This is a genomic window from Streptomyces sp. NPDC001381, assembly GCF_042895685.1.
Taxonomy (GTDB): Bacteria; Actinomycetota; Actinomycetes; order Streptomycetales; family Streptomycetaceae; genus Streptomyces.
In genome coordinates this window covers 101,553-122,240 of record NZ_JBIAWO010000016.1, presented here as the reverse complement: position 1 = coordinate 122,240, position 20,688 = coordinate 101,553, and the positions used below count along the sequence as shown (strand labels likewise).

Here is a 20,688-nt window from a genome sequence, read left to right as displayed (position 1 = left end):
CGCAACGGCGTCGTCGAGCAGACCCGCCGGCACGCGGCGATCGCGGCGCTGCTGCGGGTCCCGCACGTCGTCCTCGCCGTCAACAAGATGGACCTGGTCGACTACCGGGAGTCCGTGTTCGCCGCGATCGCCGAGGAGTTCACGGCGTACGCGACGGAGCTCGGCGTCCCCGAGGTCACCGCGATCCCGATCTCGGCGCTCGCCGGCGACAACGTGGTGGAGCCGTCCGCCCACATGGACTGGTACGGCGGTCCCACGGTCCTGGAACACCTGGAGACCGTGCCCGTCAGCCACGACCTGGCGCACTGCCACGCCCGGCTGCCCGTGCAGTACGTGATCCGGCCGCAGACCGCCGAGCACCCGGACTACCGGGGCTACGCGGGGCAGATCGCGGCGGGCACCTTCCGGGTGGGCGAGCCGGTCACGGTCCTGCCGTCCGGCCGTACGTCGACGATCTCCGGGATCGACCTGCTGGGCGAGCCGGTGGACGTGGCGTGGACGACGCAGTCGGTGACCGTGCTGCTGGCGGACGACATCGACGTCTCGCGCGGTGACCTGATCGTGCCGAGCAAGGACGCGCCCGCCACCACGCAGGACGTGGAGGCCACCGTCTGCCATGTCGCCGACGCGCCGCTGACCGTCGGGCACCGGGTGCTGATCAAGCACGGCACCCGCACGGTCAAGGCGATCGTCAAGGACATCCCGTCCCGTCTCACGCTCGACGACCTGTCCCTGCACCCGCACCCGGGACAGCTCGTCGCCAACGACATCGGCCGGGTGAAGATCCGCACGGCGGAGCCGCTGCCAGTGGACTCCTATGCGGACTCGCGTCGCACGGGATCGTTCATCCTTATCGATCCGGCCGACGGCACGACGCTCACCGCCGGTATGGTCGGCGAGTCGTTCGCCTCCCCCGAGCCGGTCAAGGACGAGGCCGACGACGACGGTTGGGACTTCTGACCATGAACCCGACCGACTACTACGCGACGTTCGCGAAGGAGGGCGGCCGCGTCGGCAGCGGCGCCCTCGGCTGGGGGTCCCCCCGAACGGAGTTCGGGGGAGGGCAGGGCGGAGTCGCGCGATGTGCGCACTGACGTACGCGCACTGCCTGCGTGCCCCGTCCCCCCATCCGACGTCCCGGAAGCGACGAAAACCCTTTGCCGACCACCCGGCCACGACCTGAGAGACCGTGACCGCCGGGCCAACGAGAGGAACCCCTCCCGTGCCTGCCAGCAACGTCGTCCGCCGCACCCTCGCGGTCATCGCCGCGCTCCCTCTCCTCACCCTCGCCGCCTGCGGTTACGGCTCCCGGGCAGACGACGGCTCGTCCGCCCAGAAGGTCGCCGCCGGGGCCGAGAAGACCGACGGTCTCGACTCCGTCAAGATCGGCTACTTCGGCAACCTGACCCACGCGACCGCGCTGGTCGGCGTGAACAAGGGCTACTTCCAGAAGGCGCTCGGCGGCACCGAGGCGAAGTACCAGGTCTTCAACGCCGGCCCGTCCGAGATCGAGGCGCTGAACTCCGGTTCCATCGACATCGGCTGGATCGGCCCCTCCCCCGCGATCAACGGGTACACGAAGTCCGACGGCAAGAGCCTGCGGATCATCAGCGGTTCGGCGTCCGGCGGCGTGAAGCTGGTGGTCGACCCGAAGAAGATCAAGACCCTCGCGGACGTCAAGGGCAAGAAGATCGCGACCCCGCAGCTGGGCAACACCCAGGACGTGGCGTTCCTCAACTGGATCGCGCAGCAGGGCTGGAAGGTCGACGCGGAGAGCGGCAAGGGCGACGTCTCCGTCGTCCGCACGGACAACAAGATCACCCCGGACGCCTACAAGTCCGGCTCCATCGACGGCGCGTGGGTGCCGGAGCCGACCGCGTCCAAGCTGGTCGCCGAGGGCGCGAAGGTCCTGCTCGACGAGTCGACCCTGTGGCCCGGCGAGAAGTTCGTGATCACGAACCTCATCGTGTCGCAGAAGTTCCTCACGGAGCACCCGAAGGCCGTCGAGGCGGTGCTGAAGGCCTCCGTCGAGACCAACGAGTACATCAACGCCCACCCGGACGAGGCGAAGGCCGCGGCCAACGCACAGCTGAAGGTGGACTCCGGCAAGGAGCTGCCCGCCGACGTCCTGGACCCGGCGTGGAAGTCGATCCGGTTCACCGACGACCCGCTGGCCGCCACCCTCGGCACCGAGGCGCAGCACGCGGTGGAGGCGGGTCTGCTGGAGGACCCGCTGCTGAAGGGCATCTACGACCTGACGCTCCTGAACAAGGTCCTGAAGGCCGAGGGCGAGAGCACCGTCGACGACGCCGGTCTCGGCGCCGAGTAAACCCGAAGTCGGATGAGTTCCCAGGAGGTGACGACCATGGCCACCACCCTCGCCAAGGCAGCCGAAGGCGCCGAGTCGGTGGAGTACGCCGCCCGCATCGAGCACGTATCGAAGTCCTTCGCCGGCCCCGCCGGGCAGCAGCTCGTCCTGGACGACATCACGCTCGATGTCGCGCCGGGAGAGTTCGTCACGCTTCTGGGGGCCTCGGGCTGCGGCAAGTCCACCCTGCTGAACCTGGTGGCGGGTCTCGACGACCCGACGTCGGGCAGCATCAGCACCGACGGGCGTCCCGCTCTGATGTTCCAGGAGCACGCCCTGTTCCCGTGGCTGACCGCGGGCAAGAACATCGAACTCGCCCTGAAGCTGGGTGGGGTCCCGAAGAACGAGCGGCGCGGCCGGGCCGAGGAGCTGCTCGAACTGGTGCGGCTGAAGGGTTCGTACGGCAAGCGGGTGCACGAGCTGTCCGGCGGTATGCGCCAGCGGGTGGCGCTGGCGCGCGCGCTCGCTCAGGACGCGCGGCTGCTGCTGATGGACGAGCCGTTCGCGGCGCTCGACGCGATCACGCGTGACGTGCTGCACGACGAGCTGACCCGGATCTGGGCGGAGACCGGGCTGTCGGTCCTGTTCGTCACGCACAACGTGCGGGAGGCGGTGCGTCTCGCGCAGCGCGTCATCCTGCTGTCGTCCCGGCCGGGCCGGGTGGCGCGCGAGTGGACGGTCGGCATTCCGCAGCCGCGCCGCATCGAGGACGCTCCCGTGGCCGAACTGTCCCTCGAGATCACCGAAGTCCTGCGTGGGGAGATCCGCCGTCATGGCCAGCACTGAGACGAAGACGACGGACGCCCGCGCCGAGGGCGACGCGCAGATCGCCTCGGTGGAGGCGGGCCTGGACGCGCTGGAGACCAGTGCCGTCAGCCGTACCTCCGTGCGGCAGACCCTCGTCGGCAAGGTCCTGCCGCCGGTCGTCGCGGTCGCGGTCCTGCTCGTGGTCTGGCAGGCGCTGATCACCTTCAAGATCGTGGACGACCCGTCCAAGCTGCCCTCGCCGGCCGACGTCGGGGGCGAGTTCAAGGACGCGTGGCTGGAGGGCAAGCTCCTCGGGTACGTGTGGACCAGCGTCTCGCGCGGTCTGCTGGGCTTCCTGTTCGCGCTGGCCATCGGCACGCCGCTGGGTCTGCTGGTGGCGCGGGTGAAGTTCGTGCGCGCCGCGATCGGCCCGATCCTGTCCGGTCTGCAGTCGCTGCCGTCGGTGGCGTGGGTGCCGCCGGCCGTGATCTGGCTGGGCCTGGACAACAGGATGATGTACGCGGTGATCCTGCTGGGCGCCGTGCCGTCCATCGCCAACGGCCTGGTGTCCGGTATCGACCAGGTGCCGCCGCTGTTCCTGCGGGCGGGCCGCACGATGGGTGCCACCGGTCTGAAGGGCGCCTGGCACATCGTGCTGCCGGCCTCGCTCCCCGGGTATCTGGCCGGCCTGAAGCAGGGCTGGGCCTTCTCCTGGCGCTCGCTGATGGCCGCGGAGATCATCGCCACCTCGCCGGACCTGGGCATCGGTCTGGGCGCGCTCCTCGAGAACGGCCGCAACACCAGTTCCATGTCCATGGTGTTCGAGGCCATCCTCCTGATCCTGTTCGTCGGCATCGCCATCGACCTGCTGATCTTCAGCCCGCTGGAGCGGCGGGTGCTGCGCAGCCGCGGCCTGCTGGTGAAGGGCTGAGGTCCCATGCGCAGGAAGCCGGTTCTTCTCGTCATCGCCCACGGCAGCCGCGACCCGCGGCACGCGGCGACCGTCCACGCCCTGGTGCGGCGGGTACGGTCGCTGCGGCCGGGGCTGCGGGTCGAGACCGGCTTCCTGGACTTCAACGTCCCGTCCGTGCACGGGGTGCTGGAGTCGCTGGCGGCGGAGGGCGTGCGGGACGTCGTCGCGCTGCCGCTGCTGCTCACCCGCGCGTTCCACGCGAAGGCGGACATCCCCGCGGTCCTGCGGGATGCGCCGCCGCGGCTGCGGATCCGGCAGGCGGAGGTGCTGGGCCCGTCCCCGCTGCTGCTGTCGGCGCTCGAACGGCGGTTGTACGAGGCCGGGCTGAGCCCGGCCGACAAGTCCTCGACCGGGGTCGTGCTGGCCTCGGCGGGGTCCACGGACCCGGAGGCGATCGCGGTGATCGCAGCAATCGCGCGGGAGTGGCGGCACACCGGTTGGTGCGCCGTGCGGCCCGCGTTCGCCTCCGCGTCCCTGCCGCGCACCGAGGACGCGGTGCGCGAACTGCGCGCGCTGGGCTGCGCGCGGGTGGCGGTGGCCCCGTACGTCCTGGCGCCCGGCTTCCTGCCGGACCGCATCGCGCGCGGCGCGGCCGGGGCGGACGTCCTGGCCGATGTGCTGGGCCCGGCGCCGGAGGTGGCACGGGTGCTGCTGGAACGGTACGACGCGGCGCGACTGCCGGCGCTGACCGCCGTCGGGGCGTGACGGCTTCGCCCTGCGCGGCTGGTCTCCTCGCCCGGTCGGGCGGCGCCGACCGCACAGGTGGTCGCCAGGGACGGTGCGGTCGCAGCGGACCGCCCGGCCGCTTCTGGCGCGGTTGGGCAGGCCCGCGGCGCTGAGGATCGCGAGGTGCCGGCTGACGGCACCCGGGCTGACGTTCAGCCGGTGGGCGAGTTCCGTCGTGAAGGCCGGTTCGGCGAGCAGCGGAAGCAGCCGGGCGCGGGGCCGGCCCAGGAGGCGGACCGGCGCGTCGCCGGTGACCGGGGGCGGTTCCTTCGGTTCCTCGGCTCACGCTCCAGGGCGTCCAGGCGCCGACGGGCGGCCGACGCGGACAACCTCCGTCGCGGCACCGCCGGGAAGGCGGTACGAACGGACGGCCGCAGCCCTGCGGTGACAGGAGGGCGGCCCGGCGACACGGGACACCGGGGCACGCCGAGAAGCCGGGCGGCCCGGCGACACGGGACAGCCGGGCACGCCGAGAGGCCGGGCGCCCCGGACGACAAGGAACAACCAGGCACCCCAAGAAGCCGAGCGCCCCGGACGACAGGGAACAGCCGGGCACGCCGAGAGGCGGGCTGCCCGGCCGGACGGCCGCAGCGGCACCGACGGGAAGGCGGTCCGGGCGGACAGTCGTCGGCGGGGCGCCAGGAGGTGGGCGTGCGCGTGGTCGGCCGCCGCCACGGCACCACCGCCCGGAAGGCGGGCCGGGCGGACAGCCGCAGCGGGCGACGGCAGGAGGGTGGTCCAGGGCTGCCGAAGCGTCGGGGTGTGGGGGTCCCTGGGATCCTGTAGCGTCGGGAGGTCGTGCCGGGGAGGGGTGTGGGCTTCCGGGCGTCGGTGCGAACGTTGCGCGCAGGAGGGCCTGTTGGACGAGTCAGCCGAGCGTCGGCGCGCTCCCCGGGTGTCGGTGCTGTCGATCGGGGTGGGGAGCTTCACCGAGGGCACGGAGGAGGAACTCGGCTTCGTCGCGGGCCGCGTGGAGGAGGTCGCGAAGGCCTTCGAGCGCCTGAACGCCGACGTGGAGACCGAACTCGACCCGGACGAGGACGAGATCGAGAACCTGCTGCGCAGGCGCCTCGTCAGGGAGCCGGGGCCCGCGGACGTCCTCGTCGTCCACCTCGTCGGGCACGGCCGGGTGGACCGGGGGTCCCGGCTGGCGTTCGTCGCCCGTGACGATCGTGACGTGGACGTCGACCGCTGGATCGAGAAGGCCCAGCAGGAGGTGGAGCGGGACGGCGGCCGGCGACGGGTCGTCTTCCTGGTGGACACCTGCTCGGCGGGGACGGCGACGGGACGGCAGCCGTTCACCGAACTCGAGGTCGAGCGGGGGGTGTGGGCGCTGGGCGCGTGCGTCGGCGACACCCCGACCGAGCGGGGGAAGTTCAGCGGATGGGTCGCCGCCGCCCTGCACCGGCTGGCGGACCGCGACTTCACCCTCGACGAGGAGGCCATCTCCTTCGGGCGTTTCGTGCGCGAGGTGATCCGGGTCAACCGCAAGGACACGGCGGGGCTGCGGCTGTCCATCGGGTTCCATGTCGAACAGGGCGACGCGGACTGGCCGTTCCTGCCGAACCCCCGGCTGGTCGCACTGTCCGAGGAACAACTCGAACTGCGCCACCGGTCGTTGGGATATGTGCCGGGTGAGGGAGGCCCCGATTCCCCCGGTGCCGCGGGGCAACAGGTCGACGACTCCCGCTACTTCGCCGACCGCGCCTCCGGGCGCGGACTGGTCCCCGCCGACCCCGGCACCGGGTTCTTCTCCGGGCGGGCCGCGGAGTTGGAGCGGTACACCCGGTGGCTGGCGGGCGAGGGCCGGCTGCTGACGGTGACGGGCGCGGCCGGGGCGGGCAAGTCCGGCCTGCTCGGGGTGATCGTCTGCGCCGCCGAGCCGGGGCTTCGGCAGCGGTTCCGGGAACTGTGGGAGTCGGCGGGGTCCGCGCTCCCGGAGGTGCCGGGGGTGGTCGCGGTGCACGCGCGGCAGCGGTCGGCTCAGCAGGTGCTGGAGGCGATCGTGTCCGCGGCGGGGCTGGAGCGGGAGGACGGGGAGGCCGGGGCCGGGGCCTCGGGGGCCTTCGCCTGGAACGCCCGGTCGCTGCGGGCGGCTCTCGCGCAGGAGCGGAAGGACCGCCTCGTCGTGCTCGACGCGGTGGACGAGAGCACCGAGCCCCAGGAGGTGCTGAGTCTCGTCGCCGGCCTTCTCGCACCGCGCCGCGGCGAGGGCACCGCCGGCGCCACGGCACCGTGCAGGATCCTTCTCGGCGGCCGGCGGGAGGTCGTGAGCGCGCTGTCGGCGCTGGAGGAGGAGGCCGGGATCGCGAGCGAGCACATCGACCTCGACACGGCGGAACGCCCCACCGTGGAACAGGACGTGCACCAGTACGTCCAGCGCATGCTCCGCGCGCGCGAGCCCTATGCCACGGGCCCGTCGGCCGAGTTCGTCGACCTGCTGGCGAAGGAGGGCGCGCGGAGCATCGTGCGCGAGGCGCGCCCCGACGGCCTCTGGGGGCCGTTCCTGCTGGCCGGGCTGTACGTCCACTATCTGCTGACCCTGCGGCACCCTCCGCAGGACGAGGCGGGTGCGGACGCCTACGCCAAGGCGGCCTCGGCGGATCTGCCGTCGCTGCTGGAGTCGATCCTGAAGACCCGGCGTCCCGACTTCCCCTGTCTGCGGGCGGTGCTCGCGGTGCTCGCCCGGTCGCGGGGCGACGGCATGCCGAGCACGGTCCTGCGGCGGTGTCTGAGGGCGCTGGACGCCGAGGAGATCGACGAGCGGCAGCTGCGGGACACCCTGTGGGAGGCCTCGCCCTTCCTGCGGTACGGCACCGATCCGCGCAGCGGGGAAACGCTGTACCGGCTCTTCCACCAAGGGCTGGCCGACTATCTGCGCACCCACCCGGTGAGCAAGGACCCGTGGGAAGAGGCGGAGAGCGTCGCGCTCGAACGCCGGCTGCTGGCGGAGATCGTGGGCCCCTACACGCCCGGCGCGGACGAGGAGGCGGACGAGGAAGCGGACGAGGAAGCGGACGGGGAGGCGGAGGAAGGCGGTGACGCGTGGGAGGCCGCCGAGGACGAGCCGTACGTCCTGCGTCACGCGCTGGGGCACGCCGCGCAGGCCGACTCGGTGCCGTACGCCGAGACGCTGCTCACCGATCCGTACTTCCTCGTGCGCTTCGACCTGGGGGAGGACCACCGGGCGATGGATCTCGTCCGGTCCGGGCGGGCCGCCGACATCCTGCGGCTGCTGAGCGCCTCGTGGAGGACCCACTCCCAGCTCCGCGGTGCCTCCGACCGGGCGGCCGTGTTCGTCTTCGACGCCGACCGGCTCGGCCTGGACGAGCTCCGGGAGAGGTTCACCCGCGTCGCCCGGCAGCTCGCGGTCCGGCCGGAGTCGGCGACGCACGTCTTCCGGTGGGCGCGGGGCGGCCGGGTGGACTCCGGCAGCCGCTTCATCCCGAGCCCGCTCGGTCCCGTGCGGCACATCTCCTTCTCGCCGGACGGCGGCCTGCTGGCCGTCGGCACCTGGCAGGGATTCGCCCTGCTGGAGACGGACACCTGGAAGCCGGTCACGGTGCAGTGGGGCCGAGCGGTGGACCACTCCGTCACCACCGTCGCCTTCTCTCCCGACGGCCGGCTGCTCGCGGTCGGAAGGGACTCCTTCAGACGGAGCGTCCAGCTCTGGGACGTGCGGCACCGCGTGTTCGCCGGGCCGCCCTGGGAGTGCAGGACGGGCGCCCCGACCGCCCTGGCCTTCTCGCCCGACAGCCGCCTGCTCGCCGTGGGCAGCAGGGAGCACGGGGTCTCCCTGTGGGACGTCTCCGGCGGCCGTCCGGTGGAGGTCACGCGCCGTGAGCCGGGCGAGGGCGTGGACGACGTCGAGGAGGTCCAGGACGTCGGATTCAGCCCCGACGGGCGCCTGCTGGTCGTGGCCGGCACCGCGGGGGTGACGCTGTGCGAACCGGAGCACGACCGGTGGACCCCGCTGACCGGGACGCCCGCCTCCGCCGTCGGATTCTCGCCCGACGAACGGCTGCTCGCCGTCGCGTCCGCCGACGGCGCCCTTCTGTACTCGGCCCGCACCCACGACCCGGTCGCACGCGTCGACACCCACGACCTGAACGGAACGAGCGTCGTCTTCACCCCCGACGCGTCCCTGCTGGTCGTCAGCGCCTGGGACGCGCTGCTCGTCGTGGACACGGCCTCGGACCGGGTCGTCAACCGTCTGCTGGGCAGCGGAGCACGGTTCAACTCCATCGCCATGCACCCGGTGACGGGAGTTCTGGTCAGCAGCGACCAGGACGGACACCTGCGCCTGTGGAAGGACTTCACCCGGGAGACACCGGCTCCCCAGCTGACGCGCTTCGACAGGGACGACGTCATCGGCTCCCCCGCGGGCCGCTTCATCGCCGTGTACGAGAGCGAGAAGCAGCTGCTGACGCTCCGCGACCCGGTCACCGGCCGGGAACTGGGCAGCCGTGCCCTGGCCCGGGCCCACGAGCTGGCCGTCTCTCCCGACGGCCGGACCCTGGCGGTGGTGGGGTACAAGCGCGTGTGCGTCTTCCGCACGGGCTCACCGGACCGGCTCCCCGAGCCCGAGGTCATCCCGCTCGGTGAGCGGCGGGCCGCGGAGCATCCCGAGTTCTCGCCCGACAGCAGGTTCCTGGCCGTCGCCCTCGAGGACGAGAACGCGCGCGCCCTGATGGTCTGGGAGGCCTCGACACTGCGCCTTCACGCCCGGATCCCCCTTCCCGCCGAACCGAGCACCTACGGGTTCGCGGGGCCGCTCCACCTCTACGTCGTCGTCAACGGCGCCCTCGCCACCTACTCGCTCACCCCCGACCCCCCGGAGGACACCCCCGTATGACCCGCATCCTGGGCGTGCACGGCGTCCGCAACTACAAGGCCGCCGACACCACTCCCGTCCTCGGCGCCGCACGGCTGCGCACCGACTGGCAGGGCGCCCTGAGCGGCGCGCTGCCCGCCCTCGACCTGGAGACCGCCTACTACGCCGACCTTCTGCGCAGCGAGCGGCAGGGGGCCGAGCCGGACGAGGCCGAGGTGGCGCTGATCGAGCAGTGGGCGCTCGCCTGGGGGGTCGCTCCGGACGGGGTGCAGGGGCGCGCCACGGGCTGGCTGCGCTGGATCTGCGGTGAGGTCGCCCGGCGCAGCGGGCAGCGGCCCGCCGTGGTGGAGAAGACGGTGTCGCTGTTCTTCCCCGAGGTCGCCCGGTACTTCACCGCCCGCCGCGAGGCCGTGCGCGAGCGGGTCCGCGAAGCCCTCCTGCGGCACCGTCCGCAGATCGTCCTCGCCCACTCCCTCGGCAGCGTCGTCGCCTACGAGGCCCTGCACGACCTGGCCGGCGAAGGCGGACTCGACGTCCGCCTCCTCGTCACCCTCGGCTCCCCCCTCGCCCTCCCGCACGCCGTGTTCCACCGGCTCCGCCCCGCCCCGCTGGACGGGCTCGGCACGCGGCCCGGCCCGGTGCGGCGCTGGGTCGACATCGCCGACGCGGGTGACTTCGTGGCCGTACCGAAGGGTGAACTGGCCCGGGTGTTCAGGGGAGTCGAGCCGCTTCCCGACATCAGCATCGCGCCGGTGTGGCCGCACGGCGTCCTCGACTATCTGAGGCATCCGAGGGTGACCGGGGCGGTGCTGGCGGCCCTCTGACCGCCGGCACTCCCCCGCCGGGCTACCGGGCGTCCGCGACGGCCTCGTCGGCCAGGCGGGCCAGCTCCTCCACCGGCAGGGAACCGGGGGCCCGGCGCTCTCGCGCGAAGTCGTTCGCCAGCCGCTGCAGCAGTTCGTTCAGCGGGGTGGGTACCCCGTGCAGACGGCCGAGGAGGGCGATCTCGCCGTTGAGGTAGTCGGCCTCGATGGTGCCGGCGCCCCGGCTCAGGGACTGCCAGGAGGAGCCGCCGCCGCGCGGGGTGCCGTCGAGGGGGACGAGGGTGACCTTGTCGCCGCGCGCGGCCTGCTGCTCCCGCGTGCCTGCGTACGCGATCCCCGCCGCGTCGAGCACGGCGGCGCCCTCCGCCCGGACCCGCGCGAACAGCGCCTCGGCCTCCGGGTCCACGACCAGGCCGCTCACCGCCTCCAGCGCGTTGCCCAGGTTGGACAGCAGCTTGGCGTACTGCCACCGGGTCACGTCCTCGACGACCGGTGCCTCGAAGCGCGCCTTCTCCAGATCGGCGGCGATCCGGCGGGCCGTGTCGTCGGTGCCGTGCGGGTAGCGGCCGAGGTGCAGGACGCCGGTGAGCGGGGCACCGGCGGCGGAGACGACTCCGGGCTCGACGTGGGTGGAGGGCAGCCAGACGCAGACGCCGTACACGTGCCGGAAGCGGCGCAGGGCGAGGCGCTGGCTCTCGACCCCGTTCTGCGCGCAGACCAGCGGCAGCCGCTCGGCGGCGATGCCGCCGCCCTCGACCGGGGCCGGGCCCCAGGTCCGCAGTGCCGTCTCGCTGTCCTGCGTCTTCACGGCGAGGACGAGGACGTCGTCGGCGCGCAGCACGCCGAGCTCCTCCGGTCCGGCCACCACGGGCGGGCGGAGCGTCAGCTCGCCCTCCGGCACCCTCAGGCGCAGCCCGTCCTCCCGCAGCGCCGCCCCGTGCGCGCCCCGCGCGACCAGCACGACCTCGTGGCCGGCTTCCGCCAGCCGCCCGCCGACGGTGCCGCCGACCGCCCCTGCCCCGATGATGATGTAGCGCATCCCCCGAGCCTCGCACATGCCCCGAGGTTCAGGGCCGGGTCATCTCCACCAGCTTCAGCACCGTGTTCCAGTTCCGGCTCGTGGCGACGAGTCCCTTGGTCAGGCGGGGCCGGGACAGCGCCTCGGCGAGCTTGGAACGGCCGAGTCCCTCGGGGGCGTACAGGTAGAGGACGCGGTCGCCGAGGCGGAACTCCTCGGGGAGGTGGGCGGCCTGGTCGATCTCGGCGTAGCGCTCCGCGCCGACGGGCGCGGAGAAGTAGGTGACGTGGAGCTGCTTGGCCTCGAGTTCGGCGGCCGGGAACGGGCAGGCCTCGGCGACCCTCTTCAGATACGCGTGGTCGCGCACGATCACGTCGACCCCGAAGCCGAACCGCTTCTCGATCGCGGCGGCCAGCTCGGCGGCGAGGCCGTCCTCGTCGCCGTGGGCGGAGGAGAAGACGGCCTGGCCGCTCTGGAGGTAGGTGCGCACGCCGCCGTGGCCGAGGCCCTCCATCAGGGTGCGCAGGTCGGCCATCGGGACCTTCTTGGCGCCGCCCACGTTGATGCCGCGCAGCAGGGCCGCGTACGTCGTCGTCATGCGCCCACCCTAGGCGGCTCCGGGGGCCCGCGGGGGGAGCCGAACCCTGGGCCGCTCCCCCTAGACCACGAGATAGATGTAAGGGCCCACCTCCTCCCCAGCGGTGAGGCCGGCCCGCTCCGGGGGGAGGACCCGGCCGGTCCGCAGCTCACCGGGCAGCACGATGAGATGTTCTTATCCAGCCCATACCTTCGAATCGAAAGGTGGCGGCAGGGGGCTGCCATCGCTCACGAGGGAGCAGGGCCCGTCATGGCAAACGGAGATACGCGGGTACGGGGCCTGGCGGCCCGGGCCGGCGGCTGGAGCGCACGCCACCGATGGGCCGCCGTCGGCATCTGGGTGCTCTTCGTCGTCCTGGCCATGGGGATCGGCTCGGCGGCGGGCACGGTCGAGGTCAAGGAGAGCGACCAGCTGGGCGGGGAGACCCACACCGCCGCGAAGATCGTCGAGGACGCGGGCATCGAGGAGCCGGCCGGGGAGACCGTGCTCCTCCAGGCCAAGGACGGTTCGGTCAAGGCCACGGACGCGGAGTTCCGGTCCGCCGTCGCCGCGGTCGTGAAGGCGGTGGAGGGCACCGGCAAGGTCACCGACGTCACCTCTCCGTACGACACGGGCACGATCTCCAAGGACGGGCGCAGCGCGCTCGTGCAGTTCGACATGCGCGGTGACTCCGACACCGCGGGTGAGCGCGTGGAGCCGGTGCTGAAGGCCGTCGAGGGGGTGCGGGAGGACCACTCCTCGCTGCGGATCGAGGAGATCGGCGGCGCCAGCATGATGAAGACGTTCGACGACGCGTTCGGCGACGACTTCCAGCAGGCCGAGTACTCCGCGGTGCCGGTGGCGCTGGGCATTCTCCTGATCGCGTTCGGCGCGCTGGTGGCCGCGCTGCTGCCGGTGGCGCTCGCGATCACCGCGATCATGGCCACGACGGGTCTGATGGCCATCGTCAGCCACGTCCAGCCGATGGACGACACCGCCAGCTCCGTGATGCTGCTGGTCGGTCTGGCCGTGGGCGTCGACTACTGCCTGTTCTATCTGCGCCGGGAGCGCGAGGAGCGGGCCGCCGGACGGGACCCGGAGACCGCGCTCAGGATCGCCGCGGCGACCAGCGGCCGGGCCGTGATCGTCTCCGGTGTCACCGTGTGCGTCGCCATGGCGGGCATGCTGTTCACCGGGCTCGCCACGTTCGAGGCGATGGGTCTGGCCTCGCTGATGGTGGTGGCGGTGGCGATGGTCGGCTCGGTGACCGTGCTGCCCGCGCTGCTGTCCCTGCTGGGCGAGCGGGTGGAGAAGGGCCGGATCCCGTTCCTGCGGCGGCGCCTCAGGAACGGGGGCGACAACGGCAGCCGGTTCTGGTCGGCCGTGCTCAAGGGTGTGCTCGCCAGGCCCGTGGTGTCGGTGGTGGTGGCCGCCGGCGCGCTGCTCGCCATCGCCGCTCCCGCGGCCGGCATGAAGACGCAGAACCTCACCCTGGACCAGGAGTTCGGGGACTCGCTGCCGATCGTGCAGACCTACAACCGGGTCAACGAGGCCTTCCCCGGCGGTTCGGAGCCGGCCACGGTCGTCGTCAAGGCGGACGACATCAACGCCTCCGAGGTGAAGGACGCCCTCGCGCGGTTCAAGGAGCAGGCGGTCGACTCGGGTGCCTCGCGCGGCCCGGTGGAGATCAAGCTGCACGACGCGCAGAACGTCGCCTTCGTCTACGTCCCGCTGGTCGGCGGCTCCGACCAGGACAAGGCGGGCGCGAGCCTGGACAAGCTGCGCGACGAGGTGCGGCCGGCCACGCTCGGCAAGGTCGACGGCGTGCAGGCGCCGATCACCGGACAGGTCGCGGGCAACCAGGACTTCAACGAGCAGCTGATCGGCTCGGTCGTCCCGGTCTTCGCGTTCGTCGTGGTCTTCGCCTTCCTGCTGATGCTGCTGTCGTTCCGCTCGCTGACGGTCGCGATCACCTCGATCGTGCTCAACCTGCTGTCGGTGGGCGCCGCCTACGGCATCCTCGTCGCCGTGTTCCAGCACGGCTGGGGCGCCTCGCTGGTGGGCGCCGAGGGTGTCGGCGCCATCATCACCTGGCTGCCGCTGTTCCTCTTCGTGATCCTGTTCGGCCTGTCGATGGACTACCACGTGTTCGTGGTCTCGCGGATCCGTGAGGCGCGGCTGCGGGGCCGCAGCACGAACGAGGCCATCAAGCACGGCGTGGTCACCACGGCCGGGGTCGTCACCAGTGCCGCCGTCATCATGGTCGCCGTGTTCGCGATCTTCGGGACGCTGTCCATGCAGTCCATGAAGCAGATGGGCGTGGGCCTGGCGGCCGCGGTGCTGATCGACGCGACGATCATCCGGGGCGTGCTGCTCCCGGCGGTGATGGCGCTGCTCGGGGAGCACAACTGGTACCTGCCGAAGTGGCTGCACCGGCTGCCGGACCTGACGCACGACGAGGCGCCCGAGGCGATCGCGCCGAGGACGGCGGCGCAGGACGACGAGGGCGAGCCGCTGAGGGTCTGACCCCGCGCCGTCCGCCGCCTGCCGAGGGCCCGTCGACTTCCGGGGGAGTCGACGGGCCCTCGGCCGTGCTCACTTCGCGGGCAGTTCGGCCTCGATCAGGTCGGCCGCCCGCCGGGTGCCGCCCTCCGCGGCCGTCTCCGCCCGCAGGGCCTCCAGCCGGCCGGCCACCTCCGGGTCGTCGACGAGGGCGAGCGCCGCCTCCCGGAGCGCCCCGGCGGTCGCCTGCGCCCTGTCCAGGCGCCGGGCGACGCCCAGCGCGACCAGCATGTCCGCGTTGCCGAACTGGTCCACGGCCTGCGGTACGGCGATCATCGGCGTGGCCGTGGTCAGTCCCTCCTGGCTGCCGCCGGCGCCGGCGTGCGTGACGAACAGGTCGGCCTGCTTCAGGACGGTCAACTGCGGCACCCAGGACCTCACGTCGACGTTGTCCGGTACGGCGCCCAGGTCGGCGGGGTCGACATGCCGGCCGATCTGGAGCACCAGGTGCCAGCCGGGCAGCTCGCCGAAGGCCCTGACGCACTCCCGGTAGAAGTCCGGCTGCCTGGTGAACGCCGAGCCCAGGGAGACGAGGACGACCTTCTCCGCGCCGGCGGGCCGGGTCCACTCCCCCTCGTCGGCCCGGTCGCCCTGGCAGGCGCCGACGAAGCTGTACACGGTCTCGTCGACCCGGTCGGCGTGCGGCTGCAGCGCCCGGGGGATCAGCACGAGGGAACGGTCCGGGCGGCCGAGGAAGTCGTCGTGGTGCCGGGTGATGCCGTTCTCCTCGAGCCAGGCGTGGAACCGGGCGAAGTAGGCCCGTCCGCGCTCGGTCCTCTTCGGCTCGGCCCACAGGGGCCGGGCGATCTCCTCGTCGTAGCCCTCCCAGGCGACGAGGCTGGGCGAGAGGGAGACGGCGGGGACGCCCCAGCGGTGGGCGAGGACGCGGGCGGGATAGGCGGTGATGTCGTGCAGGACGAGGTCGGGTTCGTCCCCGTCGTAGGCCTCGGCCAGCTGGGGCAGCGCCTGGATCGCGTCGGCGAGGAAGATCTCCACGTGGTCGAGGAGGGTGCTGCCCCAGGCGGCGGGGTCGTCGTCGGGTGCGGGCAGGGTGGAGTGCCACGGCCTGACCTCGGCGCCGGTGGCGGCGACCTTCCCGGCGAGGGCGGGCGGGACGGCGTAGGTGACCCGGTGGCCGCGCGCGACGAGCTCGCGGATCACCTCCAGGCTGGGGTTCACGTGGCCGTGGGCGGCGATGGAGAACATGGCGATGTGGGCGCGACCGGTCATGCCTACGACCGTAGGCGAGACGATACGTCTCGTGCAATGAATTTAGACCGTCGCAGGTCAGCGCTGGTAGCGGGCCAGCACGAGGTTTCCGTCCCGCTCCAGTCGGGTGCGCAGTTCACCGAGGCCGATGGCACCGCTGTAGTACTCCTGGAAGGCCGGCGTGGCCACCTTGTCCTTCCACTCCGGGTAGCCGCGGACCGACAGGGCGGGGGCCGGGCGCAGCTGGGCGGCGAGGGCGGTGCCGGTCGCCCAGCCGTCCTCGGTGGTGTGCAGGGCGGGGTCCTTCAGGGCCTCGGTGCCGGTGGGCAGCATCCAGTCGCCGAGGGCGAGCCGCACCATGTTCTCCGGCCGCAGCAGGAAGTCGATGAACTCGACGGCCTCCCGCTTGTGCGGGCTGTCCTCGGCCACGGACAGCGTCTGCGGGCTGACTCCCTGCGCGAGCCCGTCGGCGCCGGCCGGGGCGGGCAGCACCTGCCAGTCGAAGCCCTCGGGCGCCTGCTGCGCGATCTGCTGGCGGTAGGAGAAGCCGAGCGGGACCATGGCGTACCTGCCGCCGAAGAAGCCGGGCAGGGTGTCCGAGCCGCCGCTGCCGAGTGTGGTGGGCGAGGCGCTGCGATCGGTGGTGACCTGGTCGTGGACGGTGCGGGGGACGACTTCGTCGCCGGCCTCGAAGCGGACGGTCACCCTGCCGTCCGCGTCGCGGTGGAAGAGCCGGCCGCCCGCCGACAGGGAGAGGTTGAGCGTGGCGGAGACGGGCTCCCTGAGGGGCCAGGCGACGCCGTACTTCCCGTCGCCGCTCAGCCGCTCGGTGATCGCCCGGAACTCGTCCCAGGTCCAGGGGTGTCCGGGGGTGGGGATCCGCACGCCGGACCGCTTCAGCCAGCCGGCGTTGGCGACGAGGACCCGCGGCTCCTGAAGGAAGGGCACTCCGTAGACGCCGTCGCCGAAGCGCGTCGTCTCCCAGCTGCGCTGCGGGATGCCGGACTCGAGGCGGGCGGGCAGCAGGCCGGTCAGGTCGGCGAGGTAGCCGCCGTAGGCGAAGTCCGCGAGGTCGTCGGAGGCGTCGTGGATGACGTCCGGGGCCTCGCCGCCCTCGAAGGAGGTGAGGAGCTGGTCATGGACGCTGTCCCAGCTGCCCTGCACATAGCTGACCTGGACGTCGGAATGGGTGGCGTTCCACTCCCGTACGAGGTCCTTGTTGGCCTCGACGGACTCCTCCTGCCAGGCCAGGGACTGGAACCGGAGGGTGATCCGGCCGTCGTCACGCGTGCCGCCGCCCGACGAGCAGCCCGCCAGGAGCACCACGAGCACCAGGAAGACGACGTTCCGCATCAGTTCTTCACCGCCCCGGTGAACATGCCGCCCGTGATCCGCCGCTGGATGACCGCGAAGACGACCAGCGAGGGGAGGGTGGCCAGGAACGCGGCGGCGGCCAGCGGCCCGAGGTCGGCCACGCCCTCCGCCCCGATGAAATGGGTCAGGACGACCGGCAGGGTCTGTTTCTCCGGCGTCTTCAGCAGCACCAGCGCGAAGAAGAACTCGTTCCACGCCGTGATGAACGCGAACAGCCCGGTCGCCACGATCCCCGGCGCGAGCAGCGGCGCCGTCACCGACACCAGGGTCCGCAGCCGCCCGGCGCCGTCGACGGCGGCCGCCTCCTCCAGTTCGACGGGGACGGCACGGACGTATCCGACGAGCATCCACAGCGCGAACGGCAGCGCCCACACCACGTAGACCATGACCAGGCCGGGCCGTGAGTCGATCAGCCGCAGGTTCTTCAGGACCAGGAACAGGGGGATGATCACCAGCACGAACGGGAAGGCCTGGCTGACCACCACCCACCCGGCGGCGGCACGCGTGAGCCGGGAGCGCTGCCGGGCCATGACGTACGCCATCGGCGTGGCCAGGCACACGGCGATCAGGGCGGCGGCCAGTGCGGCGAGCAGGGAGTTGAACGCGGCCTGCGGCAGGGGCTGTTCGTCGAAGGCCTGACGGAAGTTGGCGAGGGTGGGGTCTTCCGGGATCCAGGCGGGATGCGGGCTGCCCAGTTCGCGGGGCGGCTTGAAGGCGGTGGACAGCAGCCAGAGAAGGGGGAAGGCGAGGAAGACGAGGTACGCGAGCAGGGCCGCGTACTGGCCGGCGCGGGCCGCGGGACGGGTCCTCATCGCGCGTCGCCTCCCCCGATCCGGCCCACCAGGAACAGGGCCAGGAACAGCGAGATCACCGCGACCATCACACAGCCCATCGCCGCCGCGTACCCGAACTGGCCGTAACGGAAGGCCTCCTCATAGGCGAAGAGCATCGGCAGCCGGGTGCGGCCGCCGGGGCCGCCGCCGGTCAGCACATAGACCAGGGCGAAGGAGTTGAAGTTCCAGATGAGGTTGAGCGCCGTGATCGCGAGGGCGACGGGCCGCAGGGCGGGCCAGGTGACCGTCCAAAAGCGGCGCCAGGCGCCCGCGCCGTCGACGGCGGCCGCCTCGTGCAGTTCGCGCGGGGTGCTCTGCAGGCCGGCGAGCAGGGTGACCGTGGTCTGCGGCATGCCCGCCCAGACACCGACGACGATCACCGCGGGCAGCGCGGTCGCGAGGCCGCTGAGCCAGTCCCGGCCGTCGCCCAGGCCGAGGTCGCGCAGCGACTCGTTGAGGACGCCGGCGTCCGGGTTGTAGACCAGCCGCCACATGACCCCGACGACGACCTCGGGCATCGCCCAGGGGACGATCGCCAGGGCCCGGGCCAGCCGGCGCAGCCGTAACTCCTGGTTGAGCAGCAGGGCGAGGCCGAGGGCGAGCAGGAACTGCGGGACGGTCACCCCGACCGCCCAGACCAGGCCGATCCGGAACGACTCCCAGAACAGCGTGTCCCGCAGCAGGTCGGAGAAGTTGAGGCCGCCGATCCACCGCGTGGGCGCGGTACGGCCCGACTGGGCGTCGGTGAAGGCCAGCAGGATCCCGTAGAGCAGCGGGCCGACGCTCAGCACCAGGACGGGGATCAGGGCGGGCAGTACGAGGAACCACGCGCCGCGTCGGGAGGCGCGGCGCGCCGACCGCCGGGCCTCCACCGCCCCTGTCACGGAATCATCCCCTTTGCGCGACCCGGTTGGCGTGTTCATGGTCGTGAAGGGGCGGTATCCCGTCAAGGGCCGGCGCACCCGGCGCGACCTGTGTGAATGCGAGACTGGCCGGAACCGGCACACGACAGGGAGGCGGACGATGGACGAGGCAAGGGCGCGGGACGTACTGGCCGGTGCGGGAGTGCTGCCCGGTCCGGCGCACGGCGCGCGGCTCCTCGCCCTGGGCGAGAACGCGGTGTTCGCCGCCGGTGACCTGGTGGTGAAGGTGGGACGGGACGCCGAACTCCTGGACCGGGCCCGGCGCGAGCTGGACATCGCCGCCTGGCTGGCGGAGGCCGGGGTCCCCGCGGTACGGGCGGCCGAGCCGAAGCCGCTGCTGGTCGAGGGACACCCGGTGACGGTGTGGCACCGGCTGCCCGATCCCGTACGGCCCGCCGAGCCCCGGGATCTGGCCGAACTGCTGCGCCTCGTGCACGCCCTGACCACCCCCTCCTTCGGCCTGCCGCCCCGCGATCTGCTGTCCGGGGTGGAACGCTGGCTGCGGCTCGCCGGTGCGGCGATCGACCCGGCGGACGCGGCGTATCTGCGTGCGCGCCGGGACGGCTTCGCCGCGGCGGCCGCCGCGCTCACCCCTCATCTGCCGCCCGGCCCGATCCACGGCGACGCGCTCCCGCGCAATGTGCACGTGGGCCCCGACGGCCCGGTCCTGGTGGACCTGGAGACGGTCTCCGCCGATCTGCGCGAGCACGACCTGGTGGTGATGGCCCTCTCCCGTGACCGCTACGGCCTGTCCGCCGCGGCCTACGACTCCTTCACGGAGGCCTACGGGTGGGACGTACGGGAGTGGGAGGGCTGTGCGGTGCTGCGCGGCGCCCGGGAGACGGCGAGCTGCGCCTGGGTGGCCCAGCACGCGCCCGCCAACCCCAAGGCGCTCGCGGAGTTCGAGCGCAGGGTGGCCTCCCTGCGGGAGGGGGACGCGGCGGTGCGCTGGTACCCCTTCTGAACCCGCCCTACGCCGTGGGGCTGTCCGCCGGCTCCCGCACCGGCCAGGCCCCGTCCACCACCGCGTCCGTCTCGCCCTTGCGGCGCAGGAAGTCCTGGAAGTCCGCCGCCCACTCGGCGTACCACCCGATCTGGCGGCGGTGCAGCTCCGCCGGACCGAGGGCGCCCACCTTGGGGTGGCGGCCGGCTATCGCGCAGGCCAGCCGGGCGGCGGCGAGGGCGTCGGCGGAGGCGTCGTGGGCGGAGTCGAGGGTGACGCCGTACTCGGCGCAGACCGCTTCGAGGTTGCGCTTGCCGCGGCGGTAGCGGTCGGCCCAGCGGTCGATGGTGTACGGGTCGACGACCGGCGCCGGGTCCTGGCCGCCGAGCCGGTCGCGCAGCGAGGGCAGGCCGTGCCGGCGCAGTTCGGCGGAGAGCAGGGTCAGGTCGAAGGCCGCGTTGTAGGCGACGACCGGGACGCCGGTGCGCCAGTAGCCCGTCAGGACGCCGGCGATGGCGTCGGCCACCCGGTCGGCGGGGCTGCCGTCGGCGGCGGCCCGTTCATTGCTGATCCCGTGCACCGCGACCGCGTCCGCCGGGATCTCCACGCCCGGGTCGGCCAGCCACTCCTTGTGCCCCAGGACCTGACCGTCCCTGACCTCGATCACGGCGCCCGTGACGATGCGCGCCTCGCGCGGATCCGTCCCGGTCGTCTCCAGGTCGAAGCCGACGAGCAGCTCCCGGTACCAGGCCATGACGGCCCCCCTTCTTGGCGGTG

General features: G+C 72.8%; 15 protein-coding genes and 2 pseudogenes. 9 read left to right on the top strand and 8 right to left on the bottom strand.

Going from position 1 to position 20,688, the window contains the following annotated elements:
* The 5 genes from ACFY2L_RS37350 to ACFY2L_RS37330 form a co-directional block, all read left to right on the top strand.
* A partial coding sequence (locus ACFY2L_RS37350; RefSeq protein WP_390824556.1) for a GTP-binding protein occupies positions 1–960 on the top strand: 960 nt, incomplete at its 5' end.
* Positions 961–1,222: 262 nt separating this feature from the next.
* Positions 1,223–2,329, top strand: coding sequence for an aliphatic sulfonate ABC transporter substrate-binding protein (locus ACFY2L_RS37345; protein ID WP_390824555.1), 1,107 nt, complete (start codon positions 1,223–1,225; stop codon positions 2,327–2,329).
* Positions 2,330–2,365: 36 nt separating this feature from the next.
* Positions 2,366–3,154 (top strand): ABC transporter ATP-binding protein, encoded by a 789-nt coding sequence (locus ACFY2L_RS37340; protein WP_390662108.1) that lies wholly within the window; start codon positions 2,366–2,368, stop codon positions 3,152–3,154.
* A complete protein-coding gene (locus ACFY2L_RS37335) occupies positions 3,141–4,046 on the top strand; it encodes an ABC transporter permease (protein ID WP_390824554.1) in 906 nt (301 codons plus the stop codon). Before ACFY2L_RS37340 ends, ACFY2L_RS37335 begins: the two co-directional genes overlap by 14 nt.
* Before the next feature lie 6 nt (positions 4,047–4,052).
* Positions 4,053–4,793: a sirohydrochlorin chelatase gene (locus ACFY2L_RS37330; protein ID WP_390662105.1), complete on the top strand. Its 741-nt coding sequence runs from the start codon at positions 4,053–4,055 to the stop codon at positions 4,791–4,793.
* Positions 4,794–4,922: 129 nt separating this feature from the next.
* On the opposite strand, the pseudogene ACFY2L_RS37325 reads toward ACFY2L_RS37330, so the two are convergent.
* Positions 4,923–5,012, bottom strand: a pseudogene (locus ACFY2L_RS37325) (ArsR family transcriptional regulator); the annotation flags it as partial.
* 661 nt (positions 5,013–5,673) lie between these two features.
* Between ACFY2L_RS37325 and ACFY2L_RS37320 the strand changes: the two are divergent.
* Complete coding sequence (locus tag ACFY2L_RS37320) at positions 5,674–9,669, top strand: hypothetical protein (protein ID WP_390824553.1); 3,996 nt, start codon at positions 5,674–5,676, stop codon at positions 9,667–9,669.
* Positions 9,666–10,472 carry a hypothetical protein gene (locus ACFY2L_RS37315; RefSeq protein ID WP_390824552.1) on the top strand — a complete coding sequence of 269 codons (807 nt, stop codon included), beginning with the start codon at positions 9,666–9,668 and terminating at the stop codon, positions 10,470–10,472. The genes ACFY2L_RS37320 and ACFY2L_RS37315 overlap by 4 nt, the downstream gene beginning before the upstream one ends.
* A gap of 22 nt (positions 10,473–10,494) precedes the next feature.
* Here ACFY2L_RS37315 and ACFY2L_RS37310 read toward each other — a convergent pair whose 3' ends face one another.
* Together ACFY2L_RS37310 and ACFY2L_RS37305 are read right to left on the bottom strand one after the other, a co-directional pair.
* Positions 10,495–11,511 (bottom strand): ketopantoate reductase family protein, encoded by a 1,017-nt coding sequence (locus ACFY2L_RS37310; RefSeq protein ID WP_390824551.1) that lies wholly within the window; start codon positions 11,509–11,511, stop codon positions 10,495–10,497.
* 28 nt (positions 11,512–11,539) lie between these two features.
* Positions 11,540–12,088 (bottom strand): DUF1697 domain-containing protein, encoded by a 549-nt coding sequence (locus ACFY2L_RS37305; protein WP_390662101.1) that lies wholly within the window; start codon positions 12,086–12,088, stop codon positions 11,540–11,542.
* 249 nt (positions 12,089–12,337) lie between these two features.
* Between ACFY2L_RS37305 and ACFY2L_RS37300 the strand changes: the two genes are divergently transcribed.
* Positions 12,338–14,593, top strand: a complete 2,256-nt coding sequence (locus ACFY2L_RS37300; protein ID WP_390662100.1) for an MMPL family transporter — start codon at positions 12,338–12,340, stop codon at positions 14,591–14,593.
* 69 nt (positions 14,594–14,662) lie between these two features.
* Here the strand turns inward: ACFY2L_RS37300 and mgt are convergent.
* The 4 genes and pseudogenes from mgt to ACFY2L_RS37280 form a co-directional block, all read right to left on the bottom strand.
* Positions 14,663–15,896 (bottom strand): annotated as a pseudogene (gene mgt / locus ACFY2L_RS37295) (macrolide-inactivating glycosyltransferase).
* Positions 15,897–15,916: 20 nt separating this feature from the next.
* Positions 15,917–17,191 (bottom strand): ABC transporter substrate-binding protein, encoded by a 1,275-nt coding sequence (locus tag ACFY2L_RS37290; protein ID WP_390662099.1) that lies wholly within the window; start codon positions 17,189–17,191, stop codon positions 15,917–15,919.
* Positions 17,191–18,024, bottom strand: coding sequence for a carbohydrate ABC transporter permease (locus ACFY2L_RS37285; protein ID WP_390662098.1), 834 nt, complete (start codon positions 18,022–18,024; stop codon positions 17,191–17,193). Before ACFY2L_RS37285 ends, ACFY2L_RS37290 begins: the two co-directional genes overlap by 1 nt.
* Positions 18,021–18,968 (bottom strand): carbohydrate ABC transporter permease, encoded by a 948-nt coding sequence (locus ACFY2L_RS37280; RefSeq protein ID WP_390662097.1) that lies wholly within the window; start codon positions 18,966–18,968, stop codon positions 18,021–18,023. Before ACFY2L_RS37280 ends, ACFY2L_RS37285 begins: the two co-directional genes overlap by 4 nt.
* Before the next feature lie 100 nt (positions 18,969–19,068).
* On the opposite strand from ACFY2L_RS37280, the gene ACFY2L_RS37275 reads away from it, so the two are divergent.
* Positions 19,069–19,932, top strand: coding sequence for a phosphotransferase enzyme family protein (locus ACFY2L_RS37275; protein WP_390662096.1), 864 nt, complete (start codon positions 19,069–19,071; stop codon positions 19,930–19,932).
* 7 nt (positions 19,933–19,939) lie between these two features.
* On the opposite strand, the gene ACFY2L_RS37270 is transcribed toward ACFY2L_RS37275, so the two are convergent.
* Positions 19,940–20,665 carry a 3'-5' exonuclease gene (locus tag ACFY2L_RS37270; RefSeq protein ID WP_390662094.1) on the bottom strand — a complete coding sequence of 242 codons (726 nt, stop codon included), beginning with the start codon at positions 20,663–20,665 and terminating at the stop codon, positions 19,940–19,942.
* Between the last annotated feature and the right edge of the window lie 23 nt (positions 20,666–20,688).